16 protein-coding genes and 4 tRNA genes are annotated in these 20,345 nt (G+C 63.2%); 1 reads left to right on the top strand and 19 read right to left on the bottom strand.

The window, feature by feature from the left end; translation table 11 throughout:
* Positions 1-13: 13 nt before the first annotated feature.
* The 15 genes from purD to J2S71_RS03400 form a co-directional block, all read right to left on the bottom strand.
* Positions 14-1,318 (bottom strand): phosphoribosylamine--glycine ligase, encoded by a 1,305-nt coding sequence (purD, locus tag J2S71_RS03470; protein ID WP_307388772.1) that lies wholly within the window; start codon positions 1,316-1,318, stop codon positions 14-16.
* A gap of 293 nt (positions 1,319-1,611) precedes the next feature.
* On the bottom strand, positions 1,612-2,892 hold the full coding sequence (locus tag J2S71_RS03465) for an adenylosuccinate synthase (RefSeq protein ID WP_307388771.1): 1,281 nt from the start codon (positions 2,890-2,892) through the stop codon (positions 1,612-1,614).
* 79 nt (positions 2,893-2,971) lie between these two features.
* Positions 2,972-4,363: a replicative DNA helicase gene (gene dnaB, locus J2S71_RS03460; RefSeq protein ID WP_307388768.1), complete on the bottom strand. Its 1,392-nt coding sequence runs from the start codon at positions 4,361-4,363 to the stop codon at positions 2,972-2,974.
* 466 nt (positions 4,364-4,829) lie between these two features.
* Positions 4,830-5,393: a 50S ribosomal protein L9 gene (rplI, locus tag J2S71_RS03455; protein WP_021727445.1), complete on the bottom strand. Its 564-nt coding sequence runs from the start codon at positions 5,391-5,393 to the stop codon at positions 4,830-4,832.
* A gap of 57 nt (positions 5,394-5,450) precedes the next feature.
* Complete coding sequence (gene rpsR, locus J2S71_RS03450) at positions 5,451-5,723, bottom strand: 30S ribosomal protein S18 (protein ID WP_021727381.1); 273 nt, start codon at positions 5,721-5,723, stop codon at positions 5,451-5,453.
* A 42-nt stretch (positions 5,724-5,765) separates the two neighbouring features.
* Positions 5,766-6,248 carry a single-stranded DNA-binding protein gene (locus J2S71_RS03445; RefSeq protein ID WP_021727468.1) on the bottom strand — a complete coding sequence of 161 codons (483 nt, stop codon included), beginning with the start codon at positions 6,246-6,248 and terminating at the stop codon, positions 5,766-5,768.
* 45 nt (positions 6,249-6,293) lie between these two features.
* A complete protein-coding gene (rpsF, locus tag J2S71_RS03440; protein WP_021727432.1) occupies positions 6,294-6,587 on the bottom strand; it encodes a 30S ribosomal protein S6 in 294 nt (97 codons plus the stop codon).
* A 343-nt stretch (positions 6,588-6,930) separates the two neighbouring features.
* Positions 6,931-8,388: a DUF4013 domain-containing protein gene (locus J2S71_RS03435; protein ID WP_307388766.1), complete on the bottom strand. Its 1,458-nt coding sequence runs from the start codon at positions 8,386-8,388 to the stop codon at positions 6,931-6,933.
* Between the two features lie 174 nt (positions 8,389-8,562).
* A tRNA-Ser gene (locus J2S71_RS03430) sits at positions 8,563-8,653 on the bottom strand.
* A 40-nt stretch (positions 8,654-8,693) separates the two neighbouring features.
* Positions 8,694-8,784, bottom strand: a tRNA-Ser gene (locus J2S71_RS03425).
* A gap of 309 nt (positions 8,785-9,093) precedes the next feature.
* A complete protein-coding gene (locus tag J2S71_RS03420) occupies positions 9,094-9,297 on the bottom strand; it encodes a helix-turn-helix domain-containing protein (RefSeq protein WP_021727412.1) in 204 nt (67 codons plus the stop codon).
* Between the two features lie 83 nt (positions 9,298-9,380).
* Entirely contained in the window at positions 9,381-11,219 is a 1,839-nt protein-coding gene (gene typA / locus J2S71_RS03415; protein WP_307388764.1) for a translational GTPase TypA, read from the bottom strand.
* A gap of 420 nt (positions 11,220-11,639) precedes the next feature.
* Entirely contained in the window at positions 11,640-12,068 is a 429-nt protein-coding gene (locus tag J2S71_RS03410) for a hypothetical protein (protein WP_232204542.1), read from the bottom strand.
* A 129-nt stretch (positions 12,069-12,197) separates the two neighbouring features.
* Positions 12,198-12,273: transfer RNA gene (locus tag J2S71_RS03405), tRNA-Ala, on the bottom strand.
* A gap of 83 nt (positions 12,274-12,356) precedes the next feature.
* Positions 12,357-12,433, bottom strand: a tRNA-Ile gene (locus tag J2S71_RS03400).
* A gap of 162 nt (positions 12,434-12,595) precedes the next feature.
* Here J2S71_RS03400 and J2S71_RS03395 point away from each other — a divergent pair.
* On the top strand, positions 12,596-13,099 hold the full coding sequence (locus J2S71_RS03395) for a bifunctional nuclease family protein (RefSeq protein WP_307388762.1): 504 nt from the start codon (positions 12,596-12,598) through the stop codon (positions 13,097-13,099).
* Positions 13,100-13,497: 398 nt separating this feature from the next.
* Here J2S71_RS03395 and gyrA read toward each other — a convergent pair whose 3' ends face one another.
* The 4 genes from gyrA to recF all read right to left on the bottom strand — a co-directional run bounded on the left by gyrA (position 13,498) and on the right by recF (position 20,341).
* On the bottom strand, positions 13,498-16,257 hold the full coding sequence (gyrA, locus tag J2S71_RS03390) for a DNA gyrase subunit A (protein ID WP_040652615.1): 2,760 nt from the start codon (positions 16,255-16,257) through the stop codon (positions 13,498-13,500).
* 45 nt (positions 16,258-16,302) lie between these two features.
* Entirely contained in the window at positions 16,303-18,297 is a 1,995-nt protein-coding gene (gene gyrB, locus J2S71_RS03385) for a DNA topoisomerase (ATP-hydrolyzing) subunit B (protein WP_307388761.1), read from the bottom strand.
* Positions 18,298-18,720: 423 nt separating this feature from the next.
* Complete coding sequence (locus J2S71_RS03380) at positions 18,721-19,281, bottom strand: hypothetical protein (RefSeq protein ID WP_307388759.1); 561 nt, start codon at positions 19,279-19,281, stop codon at positions 18,721-18,723.
* Positions 19,262-20,341, bottom strand: a complete 1,080-nt coding sequence (gene recF, locus J2S71_RS03375) for a DNA replication/repair protein RecF (protein ID WP_307392409.1) — start codon at positions 20,339-20,341, stop codon at positions 19,262-19,264. Before recF ends, J2S71_RS03380 begins: the two co-directional genes overlap by 20 nt.
* Positions 20,342-20,345 lie beyond the last annotated feature (4 nt).

Below are 20,345 nucleotides of genomic sequence, written 5' to 3'. Positions count from 1 at the left end.
GGTAACCGTCCCCCTACAGCCTCTCACGGCCCTTGATGGCCTTCATGCCAATGTCATGGCGATAGGTCTTCCCCTCGAACCAGATCTTGTCACACGCCTCATAGGCACGGTTGCGTGCGTCCTCGAAGGTAGGCGCCACCGCCGTCATATCGAGGACGCGCCCCCCATTGGTGAGCACGGTCCCGTCGGACGACAGGGCGGTACCCGCATGATAGACGGTCACGCCGGGAAGGGCATTGGCCTCGTCGATTCCCGATATGGGCTTGCCCTTCTCGTACGCACCGGGATAGCCTGCGCTCGTCAGTACCACGGAGACGGCCCAGTCGTCATCCCATGCGACCATGTCGGGACACAGGGTGCCCTCATCACAGGCGAGGAAGCACTCCACAAGATCCGCCTTCATGCGTGGCAGGACCACCTGGGTCTCTGGGTCGCCAAAGCGGGCGTTGAACTCAAGCACCTTGGGGCCGTCCCTCGTGAGCATGAAGCCCCCGTAGAGACAGCCGCTGTAGGCGATGCCGTCCGCACGCAGCTGGTCGACGACCCTCTGCTCGATGGCAACCATCCGATCCAGCTCACCGGGCAGCAGGATGGGAACCGGGGAGTACACGCCCATGCCACCCGTATTGGGCCCGCGGTCTCCGTCGAGGGCGCGCTTGTGATCCTGCGAGGTGGCCAGGGGCACCACGGTGGTGCCGTCCGTGAGGGCGAGGAGCGAGCACTCCGGGCCCTCGAGCAGCTCCTCCACGATGACCTTGGCGCCCGCGTCGCCGAACGCCCCCGAGAGGCACTCGTGCACGCCGGCCAGGGCCTCCTCGGTGGTCTGGGCGACGATGACGCCCTTCCCCGCCGCAAGGCCGTCCGCCTTGACCACGCAGGGACCGGCGACCTCACGCACATAGGCAGCACAGGACGCCTCGTCGGTAAAGCTGCGGTACGCCGCCGTGGGCACGCCCGCCCGTGCCATGACCTGCTTTGCAAACTCCTTGGAGCCCTCCAGCCGCGCGGCCTCGGCCGAGGGGCCGAACACGGAGATGCCTGCGGCGCGCACCACGTCGGCCACGCCACCGACGAGCGGCGCCTCGGGGCCGATGACCACCAGGCCAATACCGTGTTCGCGGGCAAAGGCGGCCACGGCGTTCCCGTCCTCCATGGAGACGTCCGCTCGTTCGGCGAGCTGGAACATGCCACCATTGCCCGGGGCGACCCACAGCCTGCCGGCGTGGGGTGACTCGGCAAGCTTGGCGAGAAGCGCATGTTCCCTCCCCCCGGACCCCAGAAGGAGGATGTCCACCGCTTCCCTGTCACGTGTTACCATATGCTGCCCCCTTGCATCCAGGGCGCCCGAGAGGGCGCCCGATCCCTTGGCTTCCTGTTCGTGCCCCCGCGTCACACGCTTCCCGCCGCCCACGATACCACGGGCCTCATCGGACAAGGCGCTGGATGCGGGTACGTAGGCGCCGCCTCCAGCACGCCTGCACCCACCGACTCGAATTCGTTGATGTCCAGGAGCTTCTCCAAGGCGGCTATGACCCGTGGCGCTCCGACGGCAAGGTCACACACTATGGTGAACTGTGTCGCACTGTTGTTGGGGGCGCCTGTCACGCGCGCCTACCTCCAGTAGCGGTCGATGGTCTGCTCGCGGTCGGGACCGACGGTGATGATGGAGACGCGGACATCGGCAAGCTGCTCCAGAAAGTCGATATAGTCCTTGGCCTCGCGCGGGAGCTGGTAGAAGTTGCGCACGCCCGAGATGTCGCAGTTCCAGCCGGGGAGTGTCTCGTAGACGGGCCTGGCATGGTAGAACACGCCCTGGTGCTCGGGGACGGTCTTGTAGAGCCTACCGTCGCACTCGTAGGCGACGCAGACCTTGATCTGATCCAGGCAGCCCAGGACGTCAAGCTTGGTGATGGCAAGGTCGGTCAGACCATTGACGCGAGCGGCGTAGTTCACGACGACGGAATCGTACCAGCCGCAGCGGCGCTTGCGACCCGTGGTGACTCCATACTCGTGGCCAGCCTCGCCGAGCCTGTCGCCAACCTCATCGAAGAGCTCCGTGGGGAAGGGGCCAGAGCCAACGCGGGTGAGGTACGCCTTGGCGACGCCCAGCACGCGGTCGATGTTGGTGGGACCAACGCCAGAGCCGGTGACGGCGCCGCCAGCGGTGCAGTTGGAGGACGTAACAAACGGATAGGTGCCAAAGTCGATGTCGAGCATCGTGGCCTGCGCGCCCTCGAAGAGGATGTTCTTGCCGGCCTCGAGCTGCTCGTTCAGGAAGAGGGAGCTCTCGACGATGTAGGGATGGATGCGCTCGGCATATGGCAGGTAGGTCTCACAGATCTGCCCCACGGTATAGGTAGGCATGCCATAGACCTTCTCCAGGATGGGGTTGGTATAGGCCAATGCGGCCTCGAGCTTCTCGCGGAAGATCTTCTCGTCAAGCATGTCCTGCACGCGCAGGCCGGTGCGGTTCATCTTATCCATGTAGGTGGGGCCGACGCCGCGCTTGGTGGTGCCGATGAGGTTCTTGCCGAGCCTCTTCTCGTGGGCGCCATCGAGGTCCTTGTGATAGGGCATGACGATGTGCGCGTTGCTGGAGATCTTGAGATCCGCACAGGAGATGCCCTGGGCCTCGAGCGTGTCGATCTCGCCGAGAAGGATCTCGGGGTCGACGATGCAGCCGTTGCCGATCACGGGGTACGTCCCCTTGTACATGACGCCGGAGGGAACCTGATGCAGGGCGAGCTTGTGACCGTTCGCCATAACGGTATGGCCGGCGTTCGCGCCACCCGCATAGCGACACACCACATCAAAGCTGCCGGAAATGAGGTCGGTCACCTTGCCCTTGCCTTCGTCGCCCCACTGCGTGCCAACCAGAACTGATGCGGACATGCTGATTCCCTTCGAAGAGCGTGCGGTACCTCACCAGTATAGGCGTAGGCACCGGGCGAGGCGGTGAGCAGTTCGTCGGCTACTCCTGGAAGTTCCTGTCGACCTCCACGAACTTGGTGGAGCCCGCGAGGAACATGAGCGGCACGATGTCAAGCGGGCCGGAGCGGTTCTTGGCGATGATGAAGTCGGTCACGTTGGGGTCGGGACGGTCGTCGCGCGCGGCCTCCTCCTCGGTCATGGAGCGGTCGAGCAGGATGACGATATCGGCATCCTGCTCGATCGACCCAGACTCACGCAGGTCAGAGAGCTGTGGACGCTGACCCTTGCGATCCGTGACCTGGCGGTTGAGCTGCGAGAGCGCCACGACGGGACAGACGAGGTCCTTTGCCATGATCTTGATGCCACGGCTCATCTCGCTGACCTCAGTGGCGCGGCTGTCGGTGCGCCGCCCCGACGGGGGCGAGAGCAGCTGCAGGTAATCGATGAGTATGAGCTTCCTGGGCTTGTCCTTGAGCATGCGGCGCGCCTTGGCGCGAATCTCCGTCACGGTGGTACCGGGCGTGTCGTCGATCATGAGGTCGAGGGTCGAGAGCTCCTGTGTGGCTTGGAAGACGGTGCTCCACTGGTCGCTCTTGATGTGCGCGCCACGAATGGCCGTGAGTGGGATGCGCGCATAGGACGAGAGGAGCCTCTGGGCGATCTCCGTCTTGGACATCTCAAGGGAGAAGAAGGCCACGCTCGTGCCCTTTGCCGCCGCATTGACGGCAAGGTTGAGGGCAAACGACGTCTTGCCCACGCCAGGACGGGCGCCGATGACCACCATCTGGCCCTCGCGGAGCCCCTGGAGCCGAGCGTCGATGGTGGAGAATCCCGTCTCCACGCCTATGATGCCGTTGGGGTTCTGTGCCGCCTCCGCCAGCTCGTCATAGAGGTCCCCCATCACGTCACCGATAGTGGAGTAGCCGCTCCTTATCTCGCGGTTGGTCACGCCCAGCAGCAGGTTCTCCGCAGAGTCCACGACTTCCTTGGTGTCCTCCGGCGCATCGAAGGCCAGGGCGGAGATCTTTGCCGATGCCGTGATGATGTCCCTCAGCGTGGCATCGCGATGCAGTATGTCCACATAGTGCGGCCAGTTGACGAGGGACGGACCCTCCTTGTTGAGATCCAGCAGATAGCTGGCACCACCCACCTTGTCGAGCTGGGCCGCACTGCGCAGATGGTCCGCCAGCGAGATGGGGTCGATGGCCGTGCCCTTGTCGAACATCTCGTTCATGGCCAGGAAGATCGTGCGATGCGCATACTGATAGAAGTCGGTTGGCTCCAGCTCCACCAGGCACTCCTGCAGGATCTCCGGGGAGACGAGCATGGCAGAGAGGACGGACGCCTCGGCAGCGCTGTCCTGTGGCATGGACGCGCCCCGCTCGAGGGGCGACGTGTCGTATTCGTTCTGGCTCTCCCGACGCTGCGGCATGCTCACCCACTCCAAGAGGCTCTGTCTGGGCTGATGGGGACGGGTGAAACTCATCTGAACCCGTACTCCGGGGATACGCTACCCTCGCTGCGAAAAATGTCAAATTTGCCTCCACCTGCGCTTTGTTGATACCGCTCTGCGCTGAGCTTTGATTCCGCGGCTTTTCAACGTTATCAACAATTTTGAAAATATCCTTCTGGCCCAGTTTTCAACATTCCTGCTTGCCAGGAAGTCTCCGCCCGCACATGAGGGTTTTTACCTGCAACAATTCTGAATGAAAGGATATGCTTAATGTTCTTGCAGGTACATGGGGTGTACTCGACACTCGAACAAAAGGGGAAGGCCCCGGAACAGGTGTTTGTCCGAAGCCTTCCCCGCCCGACTCTGGGCTGTACCTCCTCGCGAGCCTCACATGAGGCACGCCTTTGTTCAAAAACCACCGATGACGCGCCGGGGAAGGACGATGCTACTCGGCCTCATGCCCCTCGACGGCGGCGCGCTCGGCGACAGCCTGCTCGGCGGCCTCCGCGCCCTCGGTGACGGCGGTCGCGGCGGCAGCCTGCTCGTCTGCGGCAAGCTCCTCCTCGGCCACGCCAACCAGCACCGCAAGCTCCGCATTGATGTCACGGTAGAGGTTGATCTCGATACTGTGGCTACCAGCCGTCTTTATTGCCGCGGTACGCGTGATGCGCTTGCGATCAACCTCCACGTCCAGCTGCGCCTTGATCACGTCGGCGATCTGGGCGGTGGTGACGGAGCCAAAGAGCTGGTTGTTCTCACCGACCCGTGCCTCGACGATCACGGTCTTGCCGTTGAGCCTCTCCCGCATCGCACGTGCGGTGGCGATGCGCTGTTCCTCGCGCTTCTCGATGCCACTGCGACGCTGGTCGAGCTGCTTGATGTTGCCCGGGGTGGCGGGTTGGGCGATCTTGTTGGGGAACAGGAAGTTCTCCGCATAGCCCTGGGCGACCTCTACGATGTCGCCCTCGCCGCCCTTGCCCCTGAGCTCATCCAGAAGGATGACTTTCATGGGTACTCCTTAACGACGTCGGCCTTGGTGCCGACTATTGCCTGATGATGTGCACGCCTAACCGCGATTGCGGCCGCCACGCGTGGAGACCACGCTGGCGGCATACGGCAGAAGCGCCATCTCACGGGCGCGCTTGATGGCGAGCGCGATGTCGTGCTGATGCTGCGTGCAGGCGCCCGTGACGCGACGGGGCTTGATCTTGCCACGATCGGTCATGTACTTGCGAAGGAGCTGGGTGTCCTTATAGTCGATGAACTCGACGTTCTCCTTGCAGAACTGGCAGTACTTGCGACGCGGCTGACGCTGCTCGACTTGCCTTTGCTTGGCCATGTCTTATACCTTTCTCCGGCGACGATGTCGCCTCTCAAGATCCTAGAACGGAATGTCCTCGTCATAGACGTCCGCAGAGGGGGGCTTCTGGACGGGAGGGCTCTGCGGTGCGGGGGCGGGTGCGGGAGCGGGCGCCGTGTAGCTGGGTTGCTGCTGGCTGGACTGTTGGTAGCCCCCCTGGGGACCCTGCGCGCCGGCGCCCCTGGGCGAGAGGAACTCCACCTCGTCCACGACGACCTCCAGCTTGCTGCGACGCTGCCCGTCCCTCTCCCAGGAGCTGTAGCGGAGCTTGCCCTCCACGGCGACCTTTGAGCCCTTGGAGAGGAAGCGGCTGAGCGGCTCGGCGCGGTTGCCGAACACGACGCAATCCACGAAGTTGGGGACGTCCTCCCACTCGCCGCTCTGGTTGCGGCGGCGGTCGTTGACGGCCACACCGAAGCGCAGGATGGCGGTGCCGGACGTGGTCTGCCTCAGCTCGGGGTCGCGCGTGAGGTTGCCCGAGATGTTCACCCTGTTGATGCTCATCGTTCACTACCTCTCATCCGTGAGACGTATGGCTCGTTCCCGCACTTAGTCCTCGTCGGTACGACGCACGACCATGTGGCGTTTCACAGCATCGTTGATGCGAAGGATACGGTCGAGCTCGGCAATCTGGCTGGGATCTGTGCGGAAGTTGATGAGGGTGTAGTCGCCCTCGTTGAGCTTATCGACCTCAAAGGCGAGCTTACGCTTGCCCCAGTCCTCGACACCGCCGACCATGCCACCGTTCTCGGTGATGGCGACCTCGATGCGCCTCATCACAGCGGCGCGCGTCTCCTCGGTTGCTGCAGGATCGACAAAATACAGCAGTTCATAAGCCTTCATGTTGTCACCTCCTCTGGACTAGCGGCCCCGGTTGGTGAAGGTGCGTCCGGGGCAGGAAAGGTCAAGTGTGCACTGTAGCACAGAGGACCTGGCCTTCCCATCCGTCCTCCCCTCAGCGGACCTCGACCACACAGTTCTCATATCTGGGTCAATGGTAGGACTCGTGTCTGGCAGAACTGTCCCCAAGGCCTGCAGAGAGTGGACTCTGTCCACACTTCGCTCTGGTAGGTGACCTGCAGAGAGCGATATGCGCTCTTGCGTCATCCCCTCTCTCCATATGGTCAACAGAAGAGAGAGGCGCCCCTGTGGGACACCTCTCTCTGAGACCGCTACCTGACGAGACCTACTGCTGCGGGGTTCCACTCGCGTCATCGGAGGGCTCGGGAGCAGGCGACGGCGGCACGGCAGGCTGGGGGGCAGGGGTCGCCTGAGCCGCCTCCGAAGCGGACGGGGAGGTGGAAGCCGCCTGCGGAGTGGCAGGCTGAGCGGGCTGATCCGCCTCCGAAGCGGGCTGGGGGGCAGGAGCCACCTGAGCCGTCTCCGAAGCGGGCTGCGCGGCGGGCGCGGGAGCGGACTGAGCGGGCTGAGCGGCGGGCGCGGGAGCGGGCTGGGAGGCGGGGGTCGCCTGCGGAGCGGCAGGCTGAGCGGGCTGAGCCGCCTCCGAAGCGGGCTGCGCGGCGGGCGCGGGCTGAGCGGGTGGCGCGGGCACCGGAGTTGCCGCAGGGACACCTTGGGGCGCGGCGACGGGATACCCACCGTCAGGCATGGCTGCCTGCTGAGGGGTCAGGGGTACCGCAACAGGTTGCGGTGCAGGCTGCTGGTAGGGCTGCCAGCTCTGCTGGGGGGCAGCCTGGGGCTGATAGCCCACAGGCTGCTGATACGGCTGGGGCTGAGCCTGTGGCTGTGCATAGGGCTGCTGATAGCCCGCAGGCTGTTGCTGTGGAGCCGCCTGCTGGGGCTGTCCGTACCCATACGGGGGCTGCTGCTGTGGAGTCACCTGTGGGGCGGCAGAGGCGCCGCCCGTAGGGAGGGTGGGAGACCAAGGCAGCGGGTCGCCACTGGCACCCCACGCGGGAACATTGAACTGCCTCATCCACAGGGCAACCATATTGGTGGTGATGCAATCGATCCAAGAGCGGAAGAACAGCCCGATCATGACAACGATCAGGGCCACCATGAAGAACGATCCGAGTATGCGTGCGACGGCCTGCGTGCTGTAGTGAGACCCTGTGCTGCCCACGGTCCCTATGAAGCTCGCACCCGTGCCGGCAAACCCAATCATGGAGACGAGCGCGAGGACGACGCCAAGCACCAGACTCATGAGCAGGCTGATGCCGGTAACCTTGGCAAAGCCCTTGAAGTCGCGTTTGATCATCTCATAGATGCGGTTGATCTGATAGCCAGCGGTAAAGTCCTGATAGATCTCGGCACGGATGGCACAGACCGTAAGGAAGGTCTCTACAAAGATGCCGACGACGATCACAACGATGCTTCCCAGAACGGGGACAAGTCCCACGAACCATGCGACGAGGCCCCATACGACCCCCCAGCCAATCCTAGAGACAAAGACGCGCCAGCCACTCTTGATGCATTCACCAATCTGAACTCCCGACTGCTTCGGCGCGGCGTCCACGCCCCACGCGGTCAGGCGCCCCCACTCATAGATATAGCCGGCGACACCCAGCCACCCCACCACCGGGACGAGCATCGCCAGACCAAGCAGAAGAATGACTTTTGGCCACCCTTTGTCACGCTTGAGGAGGCCCCAAGCATAGGAGAAATACCCGACGTTCTGTGGCATGAAAAGCTCCCTTCGTCATCTGCGCAGTCCTTCCGCGCAGAGAATGGGCTCTATGGTACGGCGAACCCCATTGCCCTATCAATGGGAAATTGACAACTTGATAATGAGTTAACGAATGACAGTCCAACCTTATGTGAAACATAAAAAGCCCGCATCCGCGGACTTGGCACACAATGGCGGAGGGGGAGGGATTCGAACCCTCGTACCCGCAAGGCGGGTAAACGGTTTTCGAGACCGCCGCATTCGACCACTCTGCCACCCCTCCGTAGGGTGAGACGGCGTCCCGAGGGACGCCGTGAGAGTTCTGGCGGAGAGTCTGGGATTTGAACCCAGGATACGCTTTAGGCGTATACACGATTTCCAATCGTGCTCCTTCGGCCACTCGGACAACTCTCCACAAGGCCGTAGGCGAAGTATAGCGTAAGTCCACCAATGAGGGAAAGCCGTTTTTCTCTCCACCTGTTCCCCTCGCCGGCACCTGCCGACATGCGAGAGAGCGTACGCCCGTCCGACCACCGTGGCTCCGCAGCATAGCATCCCATTCTTCCTGGAAAGCCCCAGTTCGGGGGCTGTTGCTTCGCGCGCGGCGCATAGGCCGACGGTACGTTGTCGTGGCGTTCTCGCGTGGTGACCGTGGGCACTGTCAGCGACTCTGATCCTCGAGTCGACCGTCTTCCATCACCAGCACCTTGTCATACCTTGGTACTACACGTTGCACAGCTGGTATACGCTCGAATGCAGGCGCGAGAGCAGGGCGTCCAGTATGGCCTTGGAGGGCATCTGGTGCCCGTTCTCGATGCGCGAGACCGTGATGGGCGAGCATATGCCCTCGGCAAGCTGCTCCTGCGTGACGTGCTGCTGTCTGCGGAGGTCCCGTATGGTCTCTCCTAGCGAGTCATGTCCATCCATGGCCCACCCCTCGATCGCATCGTCACAGGCGCCACAGTCGCAGGTGAGGACCCCGCGGCCGCATCGACAAACCAAACGGCCAGCTACTTGTCCACCATGCCGTGCCGCACGCGCCACTTGCGACGCTCGGTCTCGTTCAGGATGCGCTTGCGCATGCGGATGCTCTTGGGCGTCACCTCAACCAGCTCGTCATCCATGATGTACTCCAGGGCCTCCTCGAGTGTGAAGGCCCTTGGCGGCGTGAGCTGTACGGAGATGTCGGCCGTCGAGGAGCGCTGGTTGCCCAGGTTCTTGGTGCGGGCGATGTTGACGACCATGTCGCCAGGGCGGCTGCGCTCGCCCACGAGCATGCCCTCATAGCACTCGGTCCCCGGCCCCACGAAGAGCTGGCCGCGCTCCTGGAGCGTGCCGAGGGCGTAGGCCACGGCCTTCTCGGTGGACATGGAGATCATGGCGCCGTTCTGGCGCGTGCCGATCTCTCCGGCAAAGGGACCGTACTCGAGGAAAGTGTGGTAGAACACGGCCTCGCCATGCGTGACGTTGAGGATGCGGTTCTTGAGGCCCATGATGCCGCGTGTGGGGATTCTGAACTCGAGGTGCGTCTGCGCGGTACCGGCCTCCATGTTGGACATGGTGCCACCCACGTTGCCAAAGAGCTCGATGACCTTGCCGGAGTGCTCACCCGGACACTCCACCACGGCCTGCTCGATGGGCTCGAGACGCTCGCCGCCCTCCCCCCTCTTGAAGAGCACGCGGGGCCTGCCCACCTGAAACTCGAAGCCCTCGCGGCGCATCTGCTCCATGAGCACCGAGAGGTGCAGGATGCCACGGCCGGAGACCTCCATGCCCGTCTTGTCGGGAAGCTCCTCGATGTGCATGGTCACGTTGTTCTCGCGCTCCTGCTCGAGGCGCTCCTTGAGCTGGCGGCCGCCCACGACGTCGCCCTCGCGACCCACGAGTGGCGAGGTGGAGGGCTCGAAGACGATGGACATCGTGGGTGGGTCGATCTCGATGGGATCGAGCTCCACGGGGTTGTCGGGGTCGGTGTAGACGTCGCCGATGTCGGTACCGTCGATGCCCACCACGGCACCGATGTCGCCGGCAACGACCTCCTGGCATTCCTTGCGTCCGAGGTAGTCGAAGGTAAAGAGCTGCTTGACCTGCGCCATCGCACGGCTGCCATCGTTCTTGACCACAAGGATCCTGTCGCCGTCGTGGATGGTGCCGGAGTACACGCGACCGATGCCGATGCGGCCCACGTAGTCGGAGTGGTCGATGGTCACGCACTGCATGGCAAGTGGGCCGTCCACGTCCACGTCGGGGGCCGGAAGGGCATCCACGATCATGTCGAGCAGGGGGAACATGTCCTCGTTGCCATCGGTGGGATCGAGGCGGGCGAAGCCATTGGCCGCGGAGGCATACACCACGTGCTCCATGGCAAACTCGAGCTGTCCGTCCGTGGCACCCAGATCCATCATGAGATCCAGGCAGTCATTGAGTGCCTTTTCGGGGTTGGCACCGTCGCGATCGATCTTATTGATGACCACCATGATGGAGAGACCAGCATCGATGGCGTGGCGCAGCACGAAGCGCGTCTGCGGCATGGGGCCCTCGGCGGCATCCACGAGCAGCAGGGCGCCGTCTGCCATCTTGAGCACGCGCTCCACCTCGCCGCCGAAGTCGGCATGGCCAGGGGTGTCGATGACGTTGATCTTGATGCCGTGGTACCCGATGGAGATGTTCTTGGCGAGAATCGTGATCCCGCGCTCGCGCTCCTGGTCGTTGGAGTCAAGCACACGCTCCTCCACCTGCTGGTTGTCACGGAAGGCATCCGTGGCGCGCAGGAGCTTGTCGACCAGCGTGGTCTTGCCATGGTCAACGTGAGCGATGATGGCTATGTTGCGGATGTGTTCTTGGAGCATGGACCCTCTGTGTCTCTTGCCCTGCTGGCGCAGGGATACGATGTTCAGCCCTCCGACTGTATATCAGGAGGGCCACGAAACGCTCTCCGGTGGGGATGTTCCACGTAAACTGCTCGTACACCGGGAGTGCGAGCGACCGGCGGGAGGAAAAGGGGCAGAGAGGGGTACCCTTTCGATCCACATGGGCGCGTTTTGGCCCCAAGTGCGTGATGGGGAGCGCCACAATCGACCTCTCTGGGACCCATTCGGCATCAAGTTCGTTCTGTTTCCAACAAAATATGGCCATATGTGTCATTCCAGAGGAGCTGGCATGCCAATTCTGCCCTGAGCGAGCCCAGGCCATCACGCACTTGGGGCCAAAACGCGCCTGGAAGGCACAGACCCGGCCCTGTCCACCCACCATGACCCCTCTATGACCCCCTACAGGAGTGGCTCCAGCTCCCCAGCAGGGGCAGGGTCACTCCACACGAACCGATCTCCCGTGCCCCTCCCTTCAAAGAGCGCAAAGGCAGAGTAGGACTTGTAGCCGCGCTCGCCAAACTCGAGCATGAGGGCGTCCCGATAGGCACCCGCCTCATCGGCCACGGCACCCTCATAGGCAAGGACATAGCGGACGGCAGGGCCCATACCGGCGGAGTCACCTTCCCTGCCGAGGGCTGCCACCCTGTCGTGGGCCCCCTTCAGGCAGGCCTCGGTGCCGTCCCCAGAGAGGACATAGGATTCGGTCATGCCGGCAGCATCCTGCACCACAAGGAGCACATCGAGGCTGGAACCCTCCGCCAACAGGTCGAGGGCGTCACCTGCCAGCGTACTCGAGAGCTCATCCAACTCGGGAGAGATTCCATCCATACGCCTGGCTGTGGCTGACATATCTGTCCCATCTGTCCCCTCGTCATTGTCCCTGAGCCGAGTGTAACGCGAGAGCCGCCCACCGCAAGAGACAAAAAGGGCCGGAGCTGACGCTCCGGCCCGGCCATGTGGTGGAGACGAAGGGGATCGAACCCTCGACCTCAGGCTTGCAAAGCCCGCGCTCTCCCAGCTGAGCTACGTCCCCCTGTGCGCCCGATACGGGCAACTCGAGGCAATAAGTGCCCCAGCGGCGACTCTGACACGCTGGGGCACCTATTATCAAAGGGGTGGTGGGCCCGACAAGGTTCGAACTTGTGACCTCCCGGTTATCAGCCGGACGCTCTGACCAACTGAGCTACGGGCCCAACGCAGGGAGACATGTTACACTGCGAGAGGAGCTGGGTCAACAGAAAGAGAAGGCAATTTGTCTCAACCTGTAGCTGGTGATCCTCTCCTGTTTTCGATGTTCCCGTGAGGGTACCATGACCACAGGCCGTCCCATCGTCGAGGGCCTAGAGAGGAAGCACATGGTACGCATGGACATCCAGACCATCATGATTGGCACGGGACCTGTGGGGTCACTTGTGGTGCTGAGGCCACGAGGCACCACACAGGACGACTCCAGCGTGCAGCTGCCCATCCGCATCGGAGCCATCGAGGCCGCAGCCATCTCCGCCGGGGTGGATGGGTCCGACCAGGAGCGCCCGCTCACGCACGGACTCATGCTCGATGTCATCAGACATATGGGGGGCTCTATCGACTCAATCGAGATCATCGATGTCCGCGGCACTACGTTCTATGCACATCTCAACATAAGTTGCGAGTCCGGCCGTCACATAGAGGTGGATGCGCGCCCCTCCGACGCCATCGCCCTCGCCGTGCGCGCACGGGTGCCCATCTTTGCTGACGAGCATGTCGTCGAACGCGCGTCCATGCCGGACTTTGACCAGGTCGAGCAGGACGAGAAGCGGCAGGAGCTCAAGGACTTTCACGACTTCGTGGAGCATCTCTCCCCCGATGACTTCAAGTAACCCCTACCCCACCGCTCCCGGGCACCCCACCGACGCCCGATGTGAGCCGTATGCGCCTTATGGTGCGATGGCCTCCACCTAGTGCTATTGGGATGGTATTCCACCTGCAATTCTTTGATCTCATCTAGAAGGGGATACCACGCCGGGATCGTTGGTGTGGGCGGGTCTAGGCAGGGAAGCGGCCCCCGCCCTAGGGTTCGCAGTCGCGAGATAACGGATCCGGAGAGGGACAGCGACCGCAATGGAAGCCTCGCAACAGATCCCGACCGACGGGGACGACAGCGTGGGCCTGCGCGGACCCGAGCGCGCCCTGCTCGGGACAATGGTCGACTCGCCGAGCGGGCGGCTACCCACTGTCCGGACATGGATCACAGACGACTCGTACCTCGTGAGGGCTGCTATTCCTCAGCATCCTCCTCGATGAGCGTATCGTCCAGCTCCTCCTCGCCGCCGATGTCCACAGGCTCCTCGTCATCCGCCTCGCGTGCGCCGACGGACGCAAGGTCCAGCGTGCCCTGCAGGGGATTTCCGGCCTTGGCGGCCTTCTTCTTGTGGGCCACCATGCGCGCGACGGCACCAACGAGATCGCCCTGCGAGAGGTTCATGATCCTCACGCCCTGTGTGGCGCGGCCCAGACGCGATATGTCCGCGGTCTTCACGCGGATGACCACGCCCTCCTCCGAGACGATCATGAGCTCGTGCTGCGGGCCAACCACGCGGCACGCAACAAGGTCGCCCTTCTTGGCCGTCATGGAGATGGTTGCGACGCCCTGACCACCACGCTTGTGCTCGGGATACTCTGCCACCGGCGTACGCTTGCCATAGCCCCTCTCGGTGATGACGAGCAGGTCACCCTTGCCGTTGGATATCTCCATATCAAGCATGCGGGCTCCGTCCTTGAGCGCGATGCCTCGCACGCCCGAGGTGGCGCGGCTGGTGGGCCTTATCTCGGACTCGTCGAACAGAATGGCCTTGCCGGCCGTGGAACACAGGATGACCTTCTCCCCCTGTCTCACGCGACGCACGTTGACGAGCTCGTCATCCCTCTTGAGGTTGATCGCGATGATGCCGTCGCGACGGCTCTTGTCGTAGTCGCTCATGGCGGTCTTCTTCACCATGCCGCTCTTGGTGGCGAACATAAGGAACTCGTCCGCGGGGAACTCGCGCGTGGTGATGACCGCCGTAGGGTGCTCGCCCTCCTCGAGCGGGATCACGTTGACGAGTGCGGACCCGCGCGCATGGCGCGATCCGATGGGCAGCTCGTGCACCTTCACGCGATACACCTTGCCTCTGTTGGTAAAGAACAGCACGTAGTCGTGGGTGGACGCCACAAAGAGATCCTTCACGAAGTCGTTGTCCTTGAGCGAGAGCCCCTGGATGCCCTTGCCACCGCGCTTCTGGGAGCGATAGGTCGCTACGGGCAGGCGCTTCACGTAGCCGGCATGGGTCACGGTGATGACCATGTCCTCCTCAGCGATGAGGTCCTCGACGTCGAGCACGACCGGGGCATCGGAGATGGTGGTACGGCGCCTGTCGGCGAACCTCTCCTTGATCTCGAGCATCTCCGACTTGATGACGGCCAGGATCTTTTGCTTGTCGGCCAGAAGCTCCTCATAGTAGGCGATGGCGCGGCGCAGACCGTCCAGCTCGTCCTGGAGCTTGTCGCGCTCGAGGCCGGTGAGCCGGCGCAGGCGCATCTCGAGGATGGCCGTCGTCTGCTCCTTGGTGAACGAGAAGCGCGCAATGAGCCGCTCCGAGGCCTCCGCATCCGTACGGCTGGAACGGATGATGGAGATGACCTCATCGATGTGGTCGAGCGCGACGAGCAGGCCCTCGAGGATGTGAGCGCGGGCCTTGGCTTTTGCCAGGTCGAACTTGGTGCGCCTCGTGACCACATCGACCTGGTGATCGATGTAGCACCGCAGGATCTCGGACAGCGAGAGCAGCTTGGGAACGCCGTCCACGAGGGCGAGGTCGATAATGCCGAAGGACGCCTGCAGCGACGAGTACTTGTAGAGGTTGTTGAGTACGACCTCGGGGATGGTCCCCTGCTTGAGCTCCATCACCAGGCGCAGGCCCTTACGATTGGACTCGTCGCGCATGTCGACAATGCCCTCGATGCGCTTCTCATTGACGAGCGCGGCTATCTTCTCCTGCAGGTTGCCCTTGTTGACACCATAGGGGAACTCGGTGAACACGAGCTTGTTGCGCCCACCCTTGGTGGATTCCACATGTGCCTTCGCGCGCAGGGTGATGATGCCGCGCCCCGTCTCGTAGGCCTGCTTGATGCCCTCGGAGCCCATGATGACGCCGGCCGTGGGAAAGTCCGGTCCCGGCATGACGCCCATGAGCTCGTCGACCGTGACCTCTGGGTTGTCGATCATCATGCACGTGGCGTCGATGGCCTCGCCCAGGTTGTGGGGTGGGATGTTGGTGGCCATGCCCACGGCGATGCCCTGCGAGCCGTTGACCAGCAGGTTGGGGAAGCGCGCCGGCAGCACGTCCGGCTCCTGGAGCGACTCGTCGTAGTTGGGCTGCCAGTCCACCGTGTCCTTGTTGAGGTCGCGCAGGAGCTCCATGGCCGGGCGTGCCAGGCGGCTCTCGGTGTAGCGCATGGCGGCCGCCGAGTCGCCATCGATGTTGCCAAAGTTGCCGTGGCCGTCCACGAGCGGCACGCGCATGGAGAACCACTGGGCGAGGCGCACCATGGCGTCATAGACCGCCGAGTCGCCGTGCGGGTGGTACTTGCCGATGACTTCGCCCACGGTCCAGGCCGACTTCTTGTGCGGCTTGTTGGGGAAGATGCCCGCCTCGTTCATGGCGTAGAGGATGCGGCGGTGCACCGGCTTCAGGCCATCACGCACGTCGGGCAAGGCGCGCGCTGTGATGACCGACATGGAGTACTCGATGAACGACTGCTCCATCTCGTGACCGAACTCGCGGAACTGAAGACTGCCACCGTGGATGTCCGCCTCATCAGACGGCTCGCGGTCGTCCTCCCCCACCTCGAGTGCGCCGTCATCCCCATCGTCGAGACCCGTCTCGTCCTCGGCGCCGGGATCATAGATGGGGGTGTCGGAGCCCTCCTGGTCATGCTCCGCCCTGTCGAGCAGCTCGCGCAGGTCATCAGGCATCCGAGTACCATCACCGGCACCCATGCCCCCCTGGTTGTTGGTATCGTCTGCCACGTGGCATTCCCCCCGTTAGATGTCAAGGAAGCGGGCGTCCTTGGCATGGCGCTCGATATAGTTGCGACGGTATTCCACCTGAGTGCCCATGAGATGAGAGACGGCGACCGCCGCCTTTCCGGCATCCTCGATGGAGATGCGCTGTAGGATGCGGCCCTTGGGATCCATGGTGGTGTCAGCGAGCTGCTGGGGATCCATCTCCCCCAGGCCCTTATAGCGCTGGACGCTGTACTTGCGTCGCCTACCCTCCACATCGATGGGCACATGCTCGTCGATTGCCTGTTTGAGCAGCACCTCCTCGGGTGTCTTGCTGTCAGGGTACACGTAGTGGATCCTCTTGCCCACCTTCACGCCAAAGATCGGTGGGCAGGCCGAGTACACATAGCCCGCATCAAGGAGGGGGCGCATGTACTTGTAGAAGAAGGTCATGAGCAGGATGCGGATGTGCGCCCCATCGACGTCGGCATCGGTCATGATGATGATCTTGTGGTAGCGGGCCTTGGAGAGGTCGAAGTCTCCCCCCTCACCACTCGCGGTGGTTACGCCCGTCCCTATGGCCGTGATGAGCGCCTGGATGGTGTCGGAGCTGAAGGCCCGGTGATCGCCCACGCGCTCCACGTTGAGGATCTTGCCGCGCAGGGGCAGGATCGCCTGGATGTCACGGCGGCGGCCATCCTTTGCCGAACCACCGGCCGAGTCGCCCTCCACGATGAAGAGCTCGGTCATCGTGGCGTCGCGCACGGAGCAGTCAGCCAGCTTGCCCGGCAGGGCCGCGCTCTCGAGAAGGCCCTTGCGTCGCGTGGCCTGGCGGGCCTTCTGGGCGGCGAGGCGTCCCTTGGCAGCCTGGGAGGCCTTCTTGAAGATCTCCTTCGCCTGGTTGGGATGCTCCTCGAGGTAGTCGGATAGCCCGTTGGCCACGATCTTGTTCGTGAGGCCACGCATGTAGGAGCTGCCCAGCTTGGCCTTGGTCTGTCCCTCGAACTGCGGATCGGGCAGCTTGACCGAGATGACCGCCGTCATGCCCTCGCGCACGTCGTCGCCCGTGAGGTTGGCGTCCCTCTCCTTGAGCAGCTTGTGGCTGCGGGCGTAGTCGTTGATGGTCTTGGTGAGGGCCGTGCGGAATCCCTCGAGGTGCATGCCACCCTCGTCGGTGTAGATGTCGTTGGCGAAAGACATCACCGTCTCGGAGAACGCGGAGGTCCACTGCAGCGAGACCTCGACCTCACCCTTCTTGTCGACGGGCACGTCGGGGTCGCTCGTGCCCTCGATGTAGATGGGCTTGGAGCACCCCGGCAGGATGGTCCTGCCCTCGTTGAGGAACCTCACGAAGTCGATGATGCCGCCGGAGTAGCAGAACTCGTCCACACGCGGCGTCAGCTCGCGTTCGTCCGTGAGGACGATCTTGAGGTCCTTGTTGAGGAAGGCCGTCTCCTGCAGGCGGTCATGCAGGGTATCGTAGCTGAACGTGGTGGTCTCGAAGATCTCCTCATCGGGCCAGAACGTCACGGTGGTGCCGGTGGCCTTGGAGGTGCCTATCCTCTTCATCTTGCTGGTGGCCTTGCCGCGCGAGAACTCCATCTGATAGATGCCGCCATCGCGCTTGACCGTGGCGACGAGCCGTTTGGAGAGGGCATTGACCACGGAGATGCCCACGCCATGCAGGCCTCCGGAGACCTTATAGGCCGCGTTGTCGAACTTGCCACCGGCGTGCAGGATGGTCAGGACCACCTCCAGTGTGGGGATCCCCTTCTGGGGGTGCTTCTCCACGGGGATGCCACGACCATTGTCCTCGACGGTAATGGAGCCATCCATGTGGATGGTGACCTTGATTCTCGTGCAGAAGCCAGCCATGGCCTCGTCCACGGAGTTGTCCACGATCTCCCATACCAGATGATGCAGGCCAGAGGCAGAGGTGGTGCCGATATACATGCCCGGGCGCTTGCGCACAGGATCAAGCCCCTCGAGGACCTTGATCTCGTTGCCGCCGTACTTGTTCTCGTTCCTTGCCACGTGTTTCCTTCCTCGGATGACACAGAGGGGTCTGGCCACGGAGGGAACCAGGACAAGGGAGGCATGCCGCGCGTCCGGATGGCTGCATTCCATCGGTATGACCAGACCTATTGATTTTAAGCCATATGGGCGGCTTAAACCATGCCAAAACGTCCGGACACAAAGTATTCTCTTGTCAAAACTGGCAGATATCTTTTCAAAGCCACTGAGAGGCTTGTATTTAGCCCATTCGACACGTGCCCGTGTATGGGACGAACCAGCGTCTGCACACGTGACTATCTTGCCATGCCGCACACACCAGCCCCCGCGACACCCAGTGGGGCAGGCTGGCGATCGGGGTGGCGACCCGGTCCCCTGCATGCGTATGCCACGACACGGATGCCCCCGGAACGCGGCCGGAGGCTGCCCATCGGAGCGGCCAGCCTATAAGCCATCCCGTTGGAGGCTTGCCGTCATGGCACGTCGGGCAGCATCTCTCAGCCTGGGAGGGAGCACCGACACCTCCTGTTCGACGCGCTCCTCATCCTCTGGCGAGAGGGCCACCCTCCTTACGTCGCGCGTGCCGTCCGTGTCCTCGCGCCTATGGCTGCGGGGACGGAAGGGCCGTCTGTTGAGCTTGAACTCGATGGCCGTCACATCGAATCCGACTTCGTGCAGGCGTATGCGATAGACCTCCCGGTTGGCACTAAAGTCGCTCAGGCGGGCATGGGTGTCCACGTACACCCCGAGGATGAGGTCATGTGTGGCGTTGGCGGCGTGGCGCACGTATACGCCCGTGGTATGTGTGCGCTCGACCTCGCCGTTCGCAACATTCCATGCCCAGCCTGCCCGCTGGGCCTCCCCCATCTTCGACCACATGTCATGGGAGATCAGTCCCTGCATGAGCGTCGCAGGGGTCTCCACGGAATGCGACGGCATCTCCTCCTGTAGCACCTCGCGCAGAGCCTCTTCCGTATCATCCGTATCAGAGCGATAGGCCAACATGCACCACCCTTGCCTTGGTGAGGAGCTCCTGTGGAAAGTATCCCAGATTGGTGGTGGTCACCACCGTCTGCACACCACCCTGTACGAAGCGCGTCATGGTCTCCCTGCGTCGGGCATCCAACTCGCTCATGACATCATCAAGCAGCAGGAGCGGCGCCTGGCCCACGATCTCGTGGGCCAGGCGGACCTCCGCCATCTTCCAGGCGAGGACGATGGAGCGCTGTTGCCCCTGGCTTCCAAAGGATCGCACGTCGCGGTCGTCGATGCGGAAGGCCAGCTCGTCACGCTGGGGGCCGACCGTCGTCTGCTGGCGCCGAAGCGATTCTGGACGCGTCCTCTCAAGCGCATCTGCCAGCCTTTCGGCGAGGGTATCCCTCGACAGTCCCACCAGCTCCTCCTCGGCACCAAGCGAGGACCTATAGGTGCACGTCAGTCGCTCGCCCGGGGCAATCTCGCCATAGGCGGCGACGAGGTGGCCCCTCAGACGGCAGAACAGCCGCAGACGGGCTGACAGGAGCGCCGCACCGCCAGCGGCCACGGATGCGTCCCAGGCGGCGAGCATGGAGAGGTCCGGACGATCCTCCTTGAGGAGATGGTTGCGCTGCTCGATGGCGCGCTGGTAGGCGACCGACAGGCGACCATACCCACGGTTGGCCTGGCGGCCAAAGCCATCCAGCTCGTCTCTGCGCCAGGCGGCACCGCGCTTGACGAACGAGAGGTCGTCAGGGTTGAACAGCACACTCATAAGCGTCTGGGGGACGTCGGCGGCGGCGCACTTCTTGCCGTTGCGCGCGAAGCGCCTCCTTCCGTCCGCCACGCACACCGCCATGTCCACCACACGGCCATCTCCCGTAAGAGCCAGGGCCGCTCGGGCGGACGTGGCCCCCTCGCGAACAAACTCCGCGGCATGTGGCCTTCTGAACGAGCTGCCTGCCGTAAGCAGCTGCAGCGCCTCGACGACATTGGTCTTGCCTACGGCATTCTGGCCATGGAGGATGGTCATGCCTGGGGAGACAGCGAGCTCCAGGTGCCCGAAGTTCCTCCAATCATCAAGGGTCAATGTG

This window comes from Olsenella profusa DSM 13989, assembly GCF_030811115.1.
Lineage (GTDB): Bacteria > Actinomycetota > Coriobacteriia > Coriobacteriales > Atopobiaceae > Olsenella_F > Olsenella_F profusa.
Note: the sequence above shows the minus strand (reverse complement) of the source record. Positions and strands in the feature narration are given on the sequence as shown.